The sequence below is a fragment of the Trinickia sp. genome (assembly GCF_057351765.1).
Window position 1 is genome coordinate 24,900 of the sequence record NZ_JBMRBK010000082.1, and the last position, 15,610, is coordinate 40,509.

Here is a 15,610-nt window from a genome sequence, read left to right on the forward strand (position 1 = left end):
ATGATCATCAGCCCTCCTTTTCTCCCACAATCCGGTCTTGTATCGAGTGACGCCGCCGACCCTGACCCGATGATGACGACGGTCGATACCTACGCATCCGGTTATTCCGGCATCTATCCCATCGCGTTCGATCGTCGCTGGCACGGGGGCGTTCATCTGGATAACGCCCCCGCGAATGAACCGGTGCGAGCTATTGCCGATGGCGAGGTGGTCGCATACCGCGTTAGCCAATCTCCCATTTCGGATGGCCATATCGATGAAGCGACAGGAAAGGAAGTACTAAATACCAACACCGGCTTTGTGTTGCTTCGGCATGTTACCGAGACGGGGGCTGGGCGGACGCTGACCTACTATTCGCTTTATATGCATTTGCTGGATCTCACGGCTCAAGCCGCATTCGTAGGCTCACGCCCATCGAATCCCCGGATGGACACATCACCCACGTCGCTCTCGGCATGGTTACTCGAACCCGGAGAAGGGGTAACGTCCGGCAATGGCAAAAGGGTCTATCGCAAGGACATCCTTGGTTACATGGGGCAATCTCAGGGTCTTAGGCATTTGCACTTCGAGATCTTCATGACTCAGGAGGACTTCACGTCGTGGTTTGACCGGGCGGGGCATATCGTCCAAGTTGGGCACAAGCGTCCGGTTCAACCGACCTGCCAAGATTGGTGGGGGCACGCCTACTACATCATTCCCGGCTCGATTGAATTTGTCGATCGCCCGGGGACACAACACGATACGACTTGGTTTCCGAAACTGAGGGCGGGGAAGCTCCCCAATGCGAGCAGCAATTTGTACGTGGAGACGTATTTCCACATCGGTCAACGATATATGCGCGCGTGGATAGATGAAAACGGTGACGGGGCTTGCCGACTGCTGACACCGCGACCAGTAAAGGATCCCTATCACGACTACGAATACAAGCTATATGAGCGTTCGATGGCGCTGTATCCCGGGTGTCCGAGCGACGGCTATGAGCTGCTGAGGTTTGGCCGCATCCTGTCGACTCCCTCAACATTGACATCTGAACGGGACAAGGCCACCTGGGTCGCTGTTCCATTCGATGAAAACGGGTCGCTGGGGTACGTCGATATCAATCGAGCATCCATCGTGAAACTGTCCGATGCGGATTTCCCGTTTTTTGCGGGTTGGCGAAAGATCGATGGTAGCGACGCGCCATTGGACGGTGACGGTCTGTTCAGCTACCAGAAGCTGAGCAAGCTATTTGGTAACGCAGCGACGAACACACGCGGCGCCTTGCAGGCCGATCAGCAATTCAGCCTTGACAGCCGGCTTGTCGACTATATTCGAAACACTGACGGTATGCGGGAAAGCTTGAGAGGCTTTATATGTGAGTCAAAGAGCGAATGGGATCCAGTTAATAACGACGCCCGGTATCGAGGGCTCAATAGCTGCGATGGTTATTTTGGGCGCTGCAAAGAAACGAATCCCGATGGTTACGATAAATTCTTGGGATTGGTAACGAAGCTCCAGTTTCTGGATCACGTTCCGACGTTGTCGGGTGGGAGGAGTTTCTGGTATTTTCATCCGTTAGCGTTTGTTCGGCATTTCAGGAAATGCGAGTGGTTATCCGCAAACGAGATTGCACAATGCATTCCCCGTTCCATGCTTTCGCTCCGAGGAACGCAATTTATACACGAGAGTAATCCTTGGCAACATGCGATACAACAAGGAGGCGCGTGGGAAATCGACCTCAATGTAGCAATGCGCAAGTATCGCATCGGCGCGGCGAAAGAAAGGGCGACTCATTTTCTCTCTCAGTTGATGGAAGAGTCTGGGTCGCTTAAGGCTGTTCGTGAATATCATGGAGAAGCCAGAATCTATAGCCCGTACTATGGACGCGGCCTAATTCAGCTTACAAAATTTCCAAATTACGATAAGTACGGGAAATTCAGGAAATTTAAGTTCGATCCAGCTGCACCTGCAAAATACTCGGATCTTGGGTGGAATCCAGATGTTCTGCTTGCAAATACAAATACTGACTTCAATCGGCATAACTGCGCTGATAGTGCGGGTTTATACTGGACGTGCAAGGCTATGACGGCGACAGGAACCAATACGCTCAAAACAACAGACGACGGTAGGTTGCAAGTCGAGGCGGCAATTCAAGCGTCTAGGTCCACCAATGGCAACGTTGCGAATCAAAACATAAACGGCCTTGAACATCGCCTGCAATCGTTCATATATATTAAGTACATTCTTCTTGATTTAATTGAGGGTGATTCGTCGGAGTCGCTTTCCTTTTTGTGGAGGCGGAGTTCGTCACTAGAGCCTGTTCTCGATGCAAGTGGTCATCCGACGCTGGATCCGCATACTCACGATCCCAAGAAAAGATATTTTCCGACCATTCACAATATTCAAGTATCGCTGAAGAAGCAACGACCATGAAAAAGGTCTTTATTTTTTCCGCACTACTTTTCGTCTCCGAGCTGGCGTGCGCTTGCGGCTCGAACCTTCAGCGCGAAAGTATGGCTAGGAGGTTATATGCGGATGCTGATATGCAGAAATTTGTCTGCGCAAGTGACTCCTGCTCAATCGGTAAATTCAAGGGGGGGCTGCAATTTCACCAGTACAACGAGCAATACCATAAGAAAACTCTGTTCGTATGCATTATCGAGCCTACATTGAGTTCGACCAACTCCTATACCGGAGTGTTTGCGAGCACGGGAGGGGATTTCGAGTTTCAATTTATTTCATATGGAACTGGTGTTAATGTTGGCGTTAATGGCGGCGGAATTCCAATAATTTCCGAGTACAGCTATATAGACCCTGATAATCCTGATAATTCGGTAAACCAATATTTGTGGAACGGCAGAGCATTTATCTTTGCTCGCAATGTTAAATTGCCTAAATAGATCACGAAACAGCTGCCGGATCCAGGGTGACTCCTAGCACGCTAACGCTGCGCATTTTTGATCTTCCGGCCGAACTGAATAACACGGACTTGATTTTATGAGCAAAGCATCTGTCTGCCACGATGACCCGACCACCACAGGTGGCAAAGTCATCGCAACGGCATCGACCATGTTCGACGGCGACCGACGCATCGCGCTCGACCGGGAGATGGCGACGTGCGGCAACTGTCCCGGCGAGTATCCCATTCAGGGAACCGCCACCGACATGGACGAAGACGGCCGGGCTAGCGTTCTCGACGGCGATGCTGTCCGGTGCCCGTGCGGCAACAACTACGTCAAGGCAAACCCCAACGCCGGATGCTCAATCGGCTGACACCAAACGGCGCCTCCATGTCCTTCTCGCTTGAAAATCCGCGCGTTCTCGAGCGTTTGCTCGACGAACCGTACCGCTTTCAATTCGTCCAGGCAGTGCGCCTGCTCGAACGCTGGTTCACGGAACACGGCGGAGCCGAGCCGCGCCACGTTGTGCCTTATCGCATTGCTTTCCGCACGACGCTCACGACGACGTTTCCACCCAGCGAGATGGAGCAAGCGTCATCGTTCGATGAGGCGGGTGAAGAACTAACCGGCAAAGCGGCCCGCGTGAGCGCCATGATGGCCGGCAAGATATCGAAGGTGGACTTGACGCCAGCGTTGTTCGGGCTGCTTGGTGGTCAAGGCGCATTGCCCCTGCGCTACACCGAGCAAATCGTCAGCGGCGACCGGTCGAGTCCCGACCGCCCCTCGCAAGCTTTTTTCGATATCTTTTCGAATCGCTCGACGGCTCTCTTTTACTCGGCTTGGAAGAAGTACCGCCTGCCGCTTCACTATGAGCTCGATCGAAACGAACGTTATCTCCCGATCTTGCAGGCCCTGGCCGGCATAGCCAACCCCAGCTCCCGCGAGGCGTTGCGTGACCAGCCCGGCGCGCTCTCAGACGACGCCGTCGCCGGACACAGTGCGGCGGTCCGCCACCGGGCGGTGTCGGTCGTGTACCTGCGACGCACGTTGTCCGAATACTTTGGCATACCGATCCAGATCGAGCAGTTTATCTGCCATAAGTACCGGGTTCCGCCAGAAAAGCAATCCAGCACCGGAATCGGCAACATGGCTCTGGGTTCGACGGCGATGCTTGGTGAACACATCTGGATGCGTCACGCTCGCATCCGTCTCGTCCTTGGACCGCTATCGGCAAGCCAATACGAGGAATTCCTGCCCAGTTCCGCAAGCATGTTCGTATTGAACCGCCTGCTGCACTTGCTGATCGGCATGACGCTCGAAGTTGAGGTACGGCCGGTACTGAAACGGGACGAAGTCCAGCCGCTCCAGCTCGGTTCGAACGGCCGCGTCGGCTACGATGCCTTCCTGGCGACACGTCCTTCGCAGACCGACCGCTCAGACATGCGTTATACGCTGAACGAATTGTCGATCGCCCGCTCGGAACAGGACGCTGGAACCGGTTGACGTGTGGAGTCCCCCCGCTACCGCTCGTTCTCGTCGATGAGCGCAAGCAAGCCACGCAACGCATGCGCTGCAGCCTGCCCCCGGATCTGCTCGCGATCGCCTTTGAAGGTCACGGTCTCGCACGACGTATGAAGGCGATTGCTCCACGCAAACGAGACCATGCCGACCGGCTTCGTTTCCGTGCCGCCACCGGGGCCGGCCACACCGGTAATCGCAAGCGATACCTGTGCGCGGCTATTTCGCAGCGCGCCTTCCGCCATCGCTCGAGCAACGGGTTCGCTCACCGCGCCATGCTTGTCGATGAGTTCGGCCGGCACGCCGATCATTTCGGTTTTCGCCTGATTCGAGTACGTCACGAACCCGCGCTCGAACCATCCGCTGCTGCCCGAGATATCGGTGATCGCCGCGGCAACCATGCCGCCCGTGCAGGACTCCGCGGTCGTCAACATGAGCCGCGTCTCGCGTAGCTTGTTGCCGACACGGACGGCGAGTTGGTGCACAACGGAATCGGTGGCCATGGTTGTCTTCCCGCTCAACGGTTCAGATCGTCATACGCCAAAGGGCGATGACGAGCAGCGTCAGAAACGCTGCGACCAGATCGTCGATCATGATGCCGAAGCCGCCCGAGAAGTGCTGATCGAAGTAACGAATCGGCGGCGGTTTCACCATGTCGAAGAAACGAAAGATGACGAATGCGCCGAGTTGCCCCATGAACGTCTCGGGCGTCACGAAGAGCAGCACGAGCCAAAAGGCGACGATCTCATCCCAAACGACGGGAGAAGGATCGTCGATGCCGAGCCTTTTAGCGGTGAAGCCGGTGATGCCGACGCCGGCGACGAAGCCGACGGCGATCAGCGCGCCCCACTCAGCGGCAGTCAGCCGGCCCGCCAGCGCCGCGAACGAGAGCCAGGCGAACAAGGTGCCGAACGTGCCGGGCATGAGCGGTGACAAGCCGCTGCCAAAGCCGAGCGAAATCACGTGAAGCGGATGCGACAACATGAACCGCACTGTCGCGCGCCGCGGGCGCGAATCGGAAGGAGGGCGGTGTGCGATGCCGTCGCCAATCATGGGATCACGCTGCATTGAAATGATCGAAACCCTGCAACTTCAGATCGAGCGGCGCATGCGACGCGTCGACCCATACAATTGCCGGTGCCTCCGAAGGAGCGAGTAAGGTCGTTATTGTACCGATGCGCGAGACTGCCACGCCTGCACGCGCGCCCGCCGCGATGACGACGTCGCGATTTTCGGGGGCAGCCGTGAAGCAGAGCTCGTAATCGTCGCCGCCCGCGATCGCGCACCGCAACTGGTCCGCGCCAGCGAGCTTGCGCAGCGCAGGGGAGCGGGGCAGCGCCTCGACGTCGACCTGCGCTTTCACGCCCGAGCGTTCGAGAATATGCAGGAGATCGCCGGCGAGCCCGTCCGATACATCGAGCGCCGCGTGCGCGACTCCTCCCAGCGCGAGCCCCAATTCGATGCGCGGTTCGGGGCGCTCGAGCGCATGGCGCAGCCGGGCCGCTTCGTCCGCATCGTATAGGCTCGCGGCCCATTCGCCACGCATGAGGCCCAACCCCGCACGCGCATCGCCGAGCGTGCCGGAGACCCAGATGTCGTCACCGGGCCGCGCGCCGTCGCGACGCAGCGCACGTTCGCGCGGCACATCGCCGAACACGGTGATGCAAAGGTTCAAGGGCCCGCGCGTCGTGTCGCCGCCGATGAGCTCGCAGCCGAAGCGCTCGGCCAGCGCGAACATGCCGTCGGCGAGGGCCGCGAGCCACGTTTCGTCAGCTGTTTCGAGTGCGAGCGCGAGCGTGAAGGCCCGCGGCTTCGCGCCCATCGCCGCAAGATCCGACAGATTCACGGCGAGCGCCTTGTGGCCCAGCGCGCGCGGATCGACATCGGGCAGGAAATGCCGGCCCTCGATGAGCATGTCGGTCGAGATGGCCAGCAGTTGATCGGCGCGCGGGGCAATCAGCGCGCAATCGTCGCCGATGCCGAGCGCCGCGGTAGCCGCGCTGCGGCGTGCGCGGCTGGCGAAAAATCGTTCGATCAGGGAAAACTCGGAAAGCGGCATGGAATCGGTACGATCGGCAGCGAAGTGGTCGATAAAATGCGGCGTCGTCACTCAAACGCGTCCGCAACGAGCGGCGTCGAGCCGGGTTCGGGCGGTCATTGCGCCCCCCGCCGGTTCGGGGAATGGCCTCGGATTGGCGCTACAATGCGTCGAATTCCGATTCCAAATCAGCACTGTAGCCTGGACTTTTCCCTCATGTCGACCAGCCCCACCAAGACGAAGTTGCGCGAAGCCGCGCTCGATTATCACGAATTCCCGTCCCCCGGCAAAATCGCCATCGCCCCCACCAAGCAGATGATCAACCAGCGCGATCTGGCGCTGGCGTATTCGCCTGGCGTGGCCTTTGCCTGCGAGGAAATCGTCGAAAACCCGCTCAACGCGGCGCGCTTCACAGCGCGCAGCAATCTCGTCGGCGTGGTCACGAACGGCACGGCGGTGCTCGGACTCGGCAACATCGGTCCGCTCGCGTCGAAGCCCGTCATGGAAGGCAAGGCGGTCCTCTTCAAGAAGTTCGCCGGCATCGACGTATTCGACATCGAAATCAACGAGACCGATCCGCACAAGCTCGTCGATGTCGTCGCGGCGCTCGAGCCGACGTTCGGCGGCATCAACCTCGAGGATATCAAGGCACCGGATTGCTTCATCGTCGAGCGCGAGTGTCGCAAGCGCATGAAAATCCCGGTCTTTCACGACGACCAGCATGGCACGGCGATCGTCGTGGCGGCGGCCGTGACCAACGGTCTGAAGGTCGTCGGCAAGGAGATCGGCAAGGTGAAGCTCGTCGCCTCCGGTGCCGGCGCAGCTTCGCTCGCCTGCCTCGATCTGCTCGTCGATCTCGGCATGTCGCTCGAGAACATCTTCGTGACCGATCTGGCCGGCGTGGTCTACAAGGGCCGCACCGAACTCATGGATCCGGACAAGGAGCGCTTTGCGCGTGAAACGAGTGCGCGCACGCTCGCGGAAGTCATCGAAGGTGCCGATATCTTCCTGGGACTGTCGGCCGGCGGTGTGCTCAAGCCCGAGATGGCCAAGACCATGGCCGCAAAGCCGCTGATCCTCGCGCTCGCGAACCCGACGCCCGAAATCCTGCCCGAAGTCGCGCTCGAAGTGCGGCCCGACGCGGTGCTCGCCACCGGCCGCACCGACTATCCGAACCAGGTCAACAACGTCCTCTGCTTTCCGTTCATTTTCCGGGGAGCGCTCGATGCAGGGGCGACGACGGTCACGCGCGAGATGGAGATTGCCGCCGTCAACGCGATTGCCGAGCTGGCCCGCCAGGAGCAAAGCGACATCGTCGCGACGGCCTACGGCATTCAGGATCTTTCGTTCGGCCCCGAGTATCTGATTCCGAAGCCGTTCGACCCGCGCCTCATCGTCAAGATCGCGCCCGCGGTGGCCCAGGCCGCGATGGATTCCGGCGTGGCGACGCGCCCGATCGAGGATATGGAGGCGTACAAGCAGCATCTGCAGCAGTTCGTCTACCACAGCGGTACGACGATGAAGCCGATCTTCCAACAGGCGCGTAGCGTGGCGGACGGGAAAAAGCGTGTCGTGTTCGCCGAAGGGGAAGAGGAGCGCGTACTGCGCGCGGTGCAGATCGCCGTCGACGAAAAGCTGGCCAAGCCGATATTGATCGGCCGGCCGTCCGTCATCGAAAGCCGTATCGAACGCTACGGCCTGCGTTTGACCGCGGGCGTGGACTACACGGTGGTCAATACGGAGCACGACGAACGTTACCGCGAGTTCTGGCAGACCTACGCGCAAGTGATGGCGCGCAAGGGCATCAGCCACCAGATGGCGAAGCTCGAGATGCGCCGCCGCACCACGCTGATCGGCTCGATGCTGCTCGCCAAGGGCGAAGCGGACGGCATGATCTGCGGGACGATCAGCACGACGCACCGGCACCTGCACTTCATCGACCAGGTGATCGGCAAGCGCGCCGGCTGCAGTGTCTATGCGGCAATGAATGCACTCGTGCTGCCGGGTCGGCAGATCTTCCTCGTCGACACGCATGTGAACGTGGACCCGACACCCGAACAGCTCGCCGAAATCACCATCATGGCGGCCGAGGAAGTACGGCGCTTCGGTATCGAGCCGAAGGTGGCGCTCGTCTCGCATTCGAACTTCGGCACGAGCCACGCGCCGTCGGCGCAAAAGATGCGCGACACGCTTGCGCTGCTCAAGGAGCGCGCGCCGGAGCTGCAAGTGGACGGCGAGATGCACGGCGATGTGGCGCTCGATGCGAATCTGCGCAAGGAAGTGCTGCCCGAATCGACGCTCGAAGGCGATGCGAACCTGCTCGTGCTGCCGAACATCGACGCGGCCAACATTTCCTACAACCTGCTCAAGACGGCGGCGGGCAATAACATCGCGATCGGTCCTATCCTGCTCGGTGCGGCCAAGCCCGTCCATGTGTTGACCGCGTCCGCGACGGTGCGCCGCATCGTCAACATGACGGCATTGCTCGTGGCGGACGCAAACGCGGTGCGATAAGCAGGACGAGCAGGCTGCTACAACGAAGCAGGCAAAAAAAACGGCGTGCCCGCAATGGGCACGCCGAGGGCGAAAGAGAGAGAGAAACTGCCCTTAAAGCGTGAAACGACGGCTCCGTACCGCTCGACCCGCGGGGAGGCAAAGACCCGGGGCCGCCGGAACCGTCATTTGTTAGCTTATCGTAAACAGGATAAAAAATCGCCTGTTCAGGATAAAATTTCGCGCGAAAGATCGAAAATGCCGCCGGAACTCATCTGACCCTTTCACGTAAATCCTTCATTTTCCTAACAAAGATTGCTTCCGCGGGCTGTTAGGGATAACCTTGCGTTTTTCGTGGTTTATCCGTCCTGTCGAAAACGGGGTCAGCCGGCCGATGAGCGCACAACCGGGCGCCGCCAGTGGGAAGCACTCGCGCGCGCGTAGCAGTCACGCGGGTTTCGTCGCGGCTATTGCGCTCGCGCTCAGTCTGGGATCGGTCCTGCCGCCCGGCGGCGCGGCACTCGCGCGCGAATCGGTCGCCGCGGCGCCCGCTGCAGTCGATTGGACAGGCCCGACGGTCGCGTCGCCGGAGTTGCCGCGCCAGGCGCGCGACACATTGAAGTCGATTTCAGCGGGTGGGCCTTATCGGTTCTCCAAGGATGGCATTGTCTTCGGCAACTTCGAACGGTTGCTGCCGCGGCGGCCGCGCGGCTATTACCACGAGTACACGGTTCGGACACCGGGGGCAAGGAATCGAGGCGCTCGCCGCATAGTCTGCGGGGGTCCGCCGAGGCAGATCGACAACTGCTTTTATTCGGACGACCACTACACCAGTTTTAAACGCATCATTGAATGATATCGGGATGAACGGCATGAGCGACAACATCTACGCGTACGACGGCACGGTCGCGACGGATCTTTTCGCGGCCCGCGACGGCAACCTTTTTCAGCGCGTCATGCAGATGCGCACGGGCGAAAACGGTCCGTGCAACAACGATCCGCAGCCCGGGCCTTCATCGAGCGAGGAGCCTATGAGCCTGTTCTCGACGGTGCGGCCGAATATCGTCCAATCGATCCGCGCGTTTCGCGTGCAGGATCTCGCCGACGAAGCGAACCGGCTCGGCGAGCATTTCCTCTATGCCTATTGCGGCAACGCGAACTCGAAGCAAGAAGTGCTCGAGACGATTTCCACGTCCTTTTTCTTTCCGAAGCATTTCGGCAAGAACTACGACGCGCTTTACGACTGTCTCACCGATCTCGTTCACAAGGCCGGTCCCCAGCCAGGCTTCGTGATCGTGCTCGAGGCACTGCCCATTGCACAAAAGTTCGACAAGGAAGGTCGCGAGACGCTGCTCGACGTGTTCCGCGAAGCGGCCGAATTCTGGGCCGAGCGCAAGGTCGCGTTCCGCGTGTTCTACTCGTTCGCGTAAGAACTTAAGCGCCGCCTCGAGCGCTTGCCGCTTCGGGCGGCGCTCGCCTTACTCGTGCACCGCGATCACGGCTTCGATCTCGACCGTGATGTTGCCGGGCAGCGACCCCACGCCGATGGCCGAGCGCGCATGCCGTCCGGCTTCCCCGAACACCTCGATGAAAAGATCGGAACACCCGTTGACGACGCGCGAGTGCTCCGCGAATTCCGGGGTGGCGTTCACCATCCCCAAGAGCTTGACGATGCGCTTCACGCGCCCGAGGTCCCCGAGCTCGCTCTCCATGACCGACAGCAGGTTCAGCCCGACGCGCCGGGCGTGATCGTAGGCCTCTTCGGCCGTCACCGTGGCGCCGACCTTGCCTGTCAGCAGCCGGCCGTCGTCGCCGAGCGGTCCCTGCCCCGAGAGGAACACGAGATTGCCTTCGCGCGCACTGTGCTGGAAGTTGCCGATCGCTTTCGGCACCGGTTGCAGCACCAGGCCTAGTTTGCGCAGTTGCGCATAGCAGTCGTGTGGACTTGACATCGACGTTTCTCAGGAAGAAATCGGGATGAGCGGCTGGCCGGCGACGTGTTGCCAGCCGAGTCGTTCTTCGATGCGTCGGGCGGCCGACTGAACGCTCGCGCGATAACGTTCGACGCCTTCGGCGACTTTGCTTTGCGTCATGACGATCGAGATCGTGAGCACACACTCTCCGCTCGTATTGCAAACCGGCGCGGCGAGGCACGCTACCGTTGCGTCCGATTCGCCGATTTGTAGCGCGAACCGGGACTCGAAGGCCTCGCGCGAGCGCCGCGCGAGCGTGCTCGGATCGATCTGCGCGAGACCCGTCGGCGAAGGCTTGCTATGACGCGCGAAAAACGCCTCACGTTCGCCGTCGGGCAGATGGCCCACGAGCAGCCGCCCCGAGGCGGTCCAGTTGATCGGCATGCGCGAGCCCACACGCGATGTCACGCGAAAATGCCCCGGGCCTTCGACCATCTGCAGCACAACCATCATGCCTTCTTCGCGGCCGCACACCTGCACCGTTTCGCCCACGGTCTGCGACAAGCGCTCCATTTCCTCGGCCGCGACCGCGAGGTAGTCGAGCGAGCCCGCATACGTGAGCCCATAGCCGTAAAGGCGCGGGCCGAGCCAGATCGCTCCCCCCGTCGCGCGCGTCAGCAGGTTTTTGTCGACGAGATCGTTGATGACCGCATAGATGGTAGACGGGGGCGCGCCGACCGTCTGCGCGATCTCGTATGCGGTCATCGGTCGGCCCATCTGCTGCAGGCCATCGAGGATCTGCAGCACGCGCTCGATCGCACCGGTGCGCGAACGAGCGGCTTGCACTTGACCTTCTCGACGTGCCGGTTGCCCGGCTGGCAAGCGCTCATTGTCCTCGGCACCGAGTGCTTCCGGGTTCCGACTGCTTGCCATGGCTCACATCCTGTTCAAGAGACAACGCGGGGGAGGGTTTGTGACTGATTGACGGTATCCGACGATACGCCTAGACTGATCCACAGTCAAAGATGCTATTCCGTAATTATGGAATTGGCAAGGAGGCCACAGATGGATTTCCGTCGCCGTCACGGGCTGCGCCCCGTCATCAACGTATCGGGCACGATGACCGGCCTTGGCGCTTCGATCGTGGTTGTCCCCGTCATCGAAGCCATCGCCGAGGTGCTGCCGGAGTTCGTCGAAATCGACGATCTGCAGCGCCGCGCATCCGCCGTCATCGCGGCGGCTTGCGGCAGCGAAGCCGGCTACGTCACGGCCTCCTGTTCGGCTGCCATCACGCTGACGATCGCCGCGACGATGACGGGCGATAACCTCGCCTTGATCGAGCGGCTGCCGGACACCACGGGCTTGCGAAACGAAGTCGTCGTGCAGACGGGGCATCTCGTCAACTACGGGGCGCCGATCGATCAGGCGATCCGGCTCGCCGGCGCGAAACTGGTCTCTGTCGGTGCCGCCACCGAAGCGCACGACTATCAGCTCGACGGCGCCATCGGCGAGCGCACGACCGCCGCGCTTTTCGTCGTTTCGCATCACACGCAGCAATACGGGATGATCCCCTTCGAGGAATTCGTCGCGGTGGCTCGCGCGAAGGGCGTACCCGTCATCGTCGATGCGGCCTCCGAATACGATCTGACGAGTTTTCTCGCGCGCGGCGCCGATGTCGTGCTTTATTCGGCGCACAAGTTCCTGGGCGGCGCGACAGCAGGCATCGTGGCCGGCAAAAAGGCACTCGTGCGCGCGGCCTACTTTCAAAACGGCGGCATCGGTCGAGGCTTCAAGGTGGGCAAGGAGGGGATCGTCGGCGCCATGGCGGCATTGCAAGCTTGGGCGCGGCGCGACCACGATGCCGTGCGGGCGCGAGAACGTGCCTACCTCACGCTATGGCGCGATGCGCTCGCCGGCTTTGCCGGTATCCGCGCCGAAATCGACCCGGACCCGACCGGCAATCCACTCGACCGGCTCAAGATTCACGTCGATCCGAGAACCGCGCGGATCACGGCCTGGGACCTCGTCGACGCGCTCGCGAAACCGCAGGGCGACGAGCCGCCCGTCATCGCACGCGATCACGAAGCCGAGCAGCACTTCTTCTTTCTCGATCCCTGCAATCTGCATCCTGGCGAAGAGGAGATCGTCAAGGCACGTCTCGTTGCCGAGCTCGAGCGTGCCCGCGACGCGAGCGTACCGCGTATCACGCCATTCACGCAGCGCGATGCGCGTCGCACGGCGAGTAGGCTCAACTGGCCAGATTAGGCGGTCCGAGCGGGCCGCGGCGCAACCTCGCGGCCGCCGCGTGCGCCGCTTAGAGCGGCCGGCCTCGATCGCCCCGCGCGGCCCGTATAATCGGTCGCTTCGACTTTAACGGAGCGGCGCGGCGGTGTTCAGGCAGATTTTCCGGTTCGCCATAGCGGGCGTCCTCGGCTTCATCGTTGACGCGGGCGTCCTATGGATCGCGCTTCGCCTCGGTCTCGGGTATTTCGCGGGGCGCACGGTCTCGTTTTTGGCGGCTGTCTGGACGACATGGCAGGTCAACCGGCGTTTCACGTTTTCGGAGCGAAGCGGCGGCTCGGTATGGCATGAGTGGTGGCGGTACCTTTCGGCGATGTCCGTGGGCGGCTGCGTCAACTATGCCGCGTACAGCGTGGTGGTGCTCACGCAGCCGCGAACCGCGTTTCTTCCGTTTATCGGGGTCGCCGCCGGTTCCATTGCCGGCTTGTTCGTCAACTTCGTGTCGGCCCGCTGGTGGGTGTTTCGACATCGACGGGAACAGCAGCAACCGCACCCCTGACTTCGCGGTCTACCAACCGCCCCACCGCGCGGCGAGCGCGGCCAGGACTGCAATGCCGGCCGTTTCCGTGCGCAGCACGCGCGGCCCCAGCGCAATCGGCGTGAATCCACGTGTCGCCGCGGCGACTTCCTCCTCCGGCGCGAGGCCTCCCTCCGGGCCGATCAGCACGGTCACGGCCGCGCAGGGTGCCCTCGTGGGCAACGTGTCGAAAGGCTGTGCCCCGCGCGGCGAGAGCATCAACCGCAGCTCACCGTCGCCGGGTGCGGCCGGCAGCGCCTCGAGCCAAGCCAACAGTTCGCGCGGCGGCTCGACTTGCGGCACGCGATTGCGGCCGCATTGCTCGCACGCGGCCGCAATGAGCGCCTGCCAATGCGCCTGGCGACGGGCGGCGCGCTCGCCCGCGAGGCGCACGACGGCGCGCGCCGTTCCGATCGGCACGATATGCGATGCGCCGAGCTCGATTGCCTTTTCGATGAGCCAGTCCATTTTGTCGCCGCCGGCGATGCCTTGCGCAAGCGTGATCCGGTAGGGCGGTTCCGCTTCGACGGCGACAAATGCGCCGAGCTCCACGGTGGCCGAGCGCTTGCCCAGCTCGGCGAGCCGCGCATCGTACTGGCCGCCTTGGCCGTTGAATAACGTGAGCGCATCGCCGGGCTGCAAGCGCAGCACCTGGATATGACGGGCGACCTCCTCGGGCAGCGCAAGTAGCGCGCCGGTCTGCAACGGCATGTCGACAAAGAAACGGGGCATGGCGGGTGGCATCGTTCAAGAAAGACTGCGCAGCGGATGCCCGGGCGCCGCGGTGCGTCGCCTGAGGCGGCCTCAACCCGGCAACTCGGGACGCGCTTTGCGCGAAGCAGCGAGTTTAGCCTCAAGCGCGGCAGGCAATGCGAAGAGCGGGCGATGCAAGGCCGCGCCATAGTATTGGAGACCCTCGATGCGGCGCGCGGCGAGCCGGGCCTCGATCTCGTGCTTGAACAGCGCTGCGGCGTCGAGCGTGTCGCTGGCCACAGCCATCAGCCACTGCGAGCCGTAGAGCGGCACGAATGCCGACATGGTGTCGACGATGGCGAAGTGTTCGCGCAAACCCGCGATGAGCGCGGCGACGCGCCCGGCGTGAAAGTGAGGCGAGCCGAGATGCATCGAAAGCGCCGAGCGGGGCGCCAGCGCCTTTTTCAGGCGCGCGTAGAACTCGCTGGTGTAAAGCGCGGCGGCCGGCGAATCGGGTGGCGTCAAGTCGAATACGACCACATCGAATTGCTCTCTCGTGCGCGCGACGAACTGCGCCGCATCACCGATCACGAGTTCGACACGGGAATCGTCGAGGGCGCCGCGATGCACATCGCTGAGGTGGCGCCGCGCCATTTCGACGACGGCTGCGTCGAGCTCGGCCACGACGATGCGTTCGATGCTCGGGTGCATCAGCAACTGCCGCGCGGCTCCGCCGTCGCCGCCTCCGAGCACGAGCGCTTTTCTGGGTTCCGGATGCGCGAGCGCCGCCGGGTGCACCATGCACTCGTGATAGACGAACTCGTCGCCGGCGGAGGTCATCGGCCGGCCGTCCAGCGTGAACAGCACGCCCAGTTGCGGCGTGTCCCAGACCTCGATGCGCTGGTGCGGCGAAGTGACGCTTGCGAGCCGCCGCGCATGTGGGAAACCATAGACGGCATGCGCGGTCGGTCGAAACATGAGCGGGACAGGGGTGCGGGCGGTCACGGGAAGGCGCGGCGGGCGGCGCGTGCAATGAGTCGTCGACCGCTCGATTATAGGTGCCCGAACGCCGACGCGGTACCTGTGCGCGGCCAGCGGGCGGGACGCCGATCGCCCGCGAGGCAGGCCGGCAAAAGGGGGCATCTGTTAGAATGGCATGCTTTGCAGCCCCGTCCGTTTGCTCTTTCGATCTGTCCCCGCCGTGCTCGATTCATTCGTGCCCGGGCGGCGCCTTGGGCAGCGAGCAACGGCCTTCAGC

General features: G+C 61.7%; 16 protein-coding genes. 9 read left to right on the top strand and 7 right to left on the bottom strand.

Features of this window, described 5'->3' with window-relative positions:
• The 4 genes from ACO1XS_RS23340 (at window position 1) to tssG (ending at window position 4,382) form a co-directional block, all read left to right on the top strand.
• Window positions 1-2,412: a hypothetical protein gene (locus ACO1XS_RS23340; RefSeq protein ID WP_486391810.1), complete on the top strand. Its 2,412-nt coding sequence runs from the start codon at window positions 1-3 to the stop codon at window positions 2,410-2,412.
• Window positions 2,409-2,879 (top strand): hypothetical protein, encoded by a 471-nt coding sequence (locus tag ACO1XS_RS23345; protein ID WP_486391811.1) that lies wholly within the window; start codon window positions 2,409-2,411, stop codon window positions 2,877-2,879. The genes ACO1XS_RS23340 and ACO1XS_RS23345 overlap by 4 nt, the downstream gene beginning before the upstream one ends.
• A 97-nt stretch (window positions 2,880-2,976) precedes the next feature.
• Entirely contained in the window at window positions 2,977-3,252 is a 276-nt protein-coding gene (locus ACO1XS_RS23350) for a PAAR domain-containing protein (RefSeq protein WP_486391812.1), read from the top strand.
• Window positions 3,237-4,382, top strand: a complete 1,146-nt coding sequence (gene tssG, locus ACO1XS_RS23355; protein ID WP_486391813.1) for a type VI secretion system baseplate subunit TssG — start codon at window positions 3,237-3,239, stop codon at window positions 4,380-4,382. The genes ACO1XS_RS23350 and tssG overlap by 16 nt, the downstream gene beginning before the upstream one ends.
• Window positions 4,383-4,399: 17 nt before the next feature.
• Here tssG and ACO1XS_RS23360 read toward each other — a convergent pair whose 3' ends face one another.
• From ACO1XS_RS23360 to thiL, 3 genes are read right to left on the bottom strand one after another with little or no spacing between them, the layout of a single operon-like run.
• On the bottom strand, window positions 4,400-4,900 hold the full coding sequence (locus ACO1XS_RS23360) for a CinA family protein (RefSeq protein ID WP_440558983.1): 501 nt from the start codon (window positions 4,898-4,900) through the stop codon (window positions 4,400-4,402).
• A 22-nt stretch (window positions 4,901-4,922) separates the two neighbouring features.
• Complete coding sequence (locus ACO1XS_RS23365) at window positions 4,923-5,465, bottom strand: phosphatidylglycerophosphatase A family protein (RefSeq protein ID WP_331568762.1); 543 nt, start codon at window positions 5,463-5,465, stop codon at window positions 4,923-4,925.
• Complete coding sequence (thiL, locus tag ACO1XS_RS23370) at window positions 5,455-6,456, bottom strand: thiamine-phosphate kinase (protein WP_486391824.1); 1,002 nt, start codon at window positions 6,454-6,456, stop codon at window positions 5,455-5,457. The genes ACO1XS_RS23365 and thiL overlap by 11 nt, the downstream gene beginning before the upstream one ends.
• A 195-nt stretch (window positions 6,457-6,651) precedes the next feature.
• Here thiL and ACO1XS_RS23375 point away from each other — a divergent pair, with 195 nt between their 5' ends.
• The 3 genes from ACO1XS_RS23375 (at window position 6,652) to ACO1XS_RS23385 (ending at window position 10,358) form a co-directional block, all read left to right on the top strand.
• Window positions 6,652-8,949, top strand: coding sequence for an NADP-dependent malic enzyme (locus ACO1XS_RS23375; RefSeq protein WP_331568760.1), 2,298 nt, complete (start codon window positions 6,652-6,654; stop codon window positions 8,947-8,949).
• A 373-nt stretch (window positions 8,950-9,322) separates the two neighbouring features.
• On the top strand, window positions 9,323-9,784 hold the full coding sequence (locus ACO1XS_RS23380) for a guanyl-specific ribonuclease (RefSeq protein ID WP_331568758.1): 462 nt from the start codon (window positions 9,323-9,325) through the stop codon (window positions 9,782-9,784).
• 16 nt (window positions 9,785-9,800) lie between these two features.
• Entirely contained in the window at window positions 9,801-10,358 is a 558-nt protein-coding gene (locus tag ACO1XS_RS23385) for a barstar family protein (protein ID WP_331568756.1), read from the top strand.
• Between the two features lie 48 nt (window positions 10,359-10,406).
• Here ACO1XS_RS23385 and ACO1XS_RS23390 read toward each other — a convergent pair whose 3' ends face one another.
• Both ACO1XS_RS23390 and ACO1XS_RS23395 read right to left on the bottom strand, forming a co-directional pair.
• The gene (locus ACO1XS_RS23390) at window positions 10,407-10,880 is read right to left on the bottom strand and encodes a RidA family protein (RefSeq protein ID WP_486391814.1); all 474 of its coding nucleotides are present in this window, start codon (window positions 10,878-10,880) and stop codon (window positions 10,407-10,409) included.
• Between the two features lie 9 nt (window positions 10,881-10,889).
• Window positions 10,890-11,774 (bottom strand): IclR family transcriptional regulator, encoded by an 885-nt coding sequence (locus ACO1XS_RS23395; protein WP_331568754.1) that lies wholly within the window; start codon window positions 11,772-11,774, stop codon window positions 10,890-10,892.
• Between the two features lie 132 nt (window positions 11,775-11,906).
• Between ACO1XS_RS23395 and ACO1XS_RS23400 the strand changes: the two genes are divergently transcribed.
• Window positions 11,907-13,106: an aminotransferase class V-fold PLP-dependent enzyme gene (locus tag ACO1XS_RS23400; RefSeq protein ID WP_486391815.1), complete on the top strand. Its 1,200-nt coding sequence runs from the start codon at window positions 11,907-11,909 to the stop codon at window positions 13,104-13,106.
• A gap of 124 nt (window positions 13,107-13,230) precedes the next feature.
• Window positions 13,231-13,641, top strand: coding sequence for a GtrA family protein (locus tag ACO1XS_RS23405; RefSeq protein ID WP_331568750.1), 411 nt, complete (start codon window positions 13,231-13,233; stop codon window positions 13,639-13,641).
• 9 nt (window positions 13,642-13,650) lie between these two features.
• On the opposite strand, the gene ACO1XS_RS23410 is transcribed toward ACO1XS_RS23405, so the two are convergent.
• Entirely contained in the window at window positions 13,651-14,391 is a 741-nt protein-coding gene (locus tag ACO1XS_RS23410) for a 16S rRNA (uracil(1498)-N(3))-methyltransferase (RefSeq protein WP_331568748.1), read from the bottom strand.
• Between the two features lie 72 nt (window positions 14,392-14,463).
• Window positions 14,464-15,330 carry a polyamine aminopropyltransferase gene (speE, locus tag ACO1XS_RS23415; RefSeq protein WP_331568746.1) on the bottom strand — a complete coding sequence of 289 codons (867 nt, stop codon included), beginning with the start codon at window positions 15,328-15,330 and terminating at the stop codon, window positions 14,464-14,466.
• Window positions 15,331-15,610 lie beyond the last annotated feature (280 nt).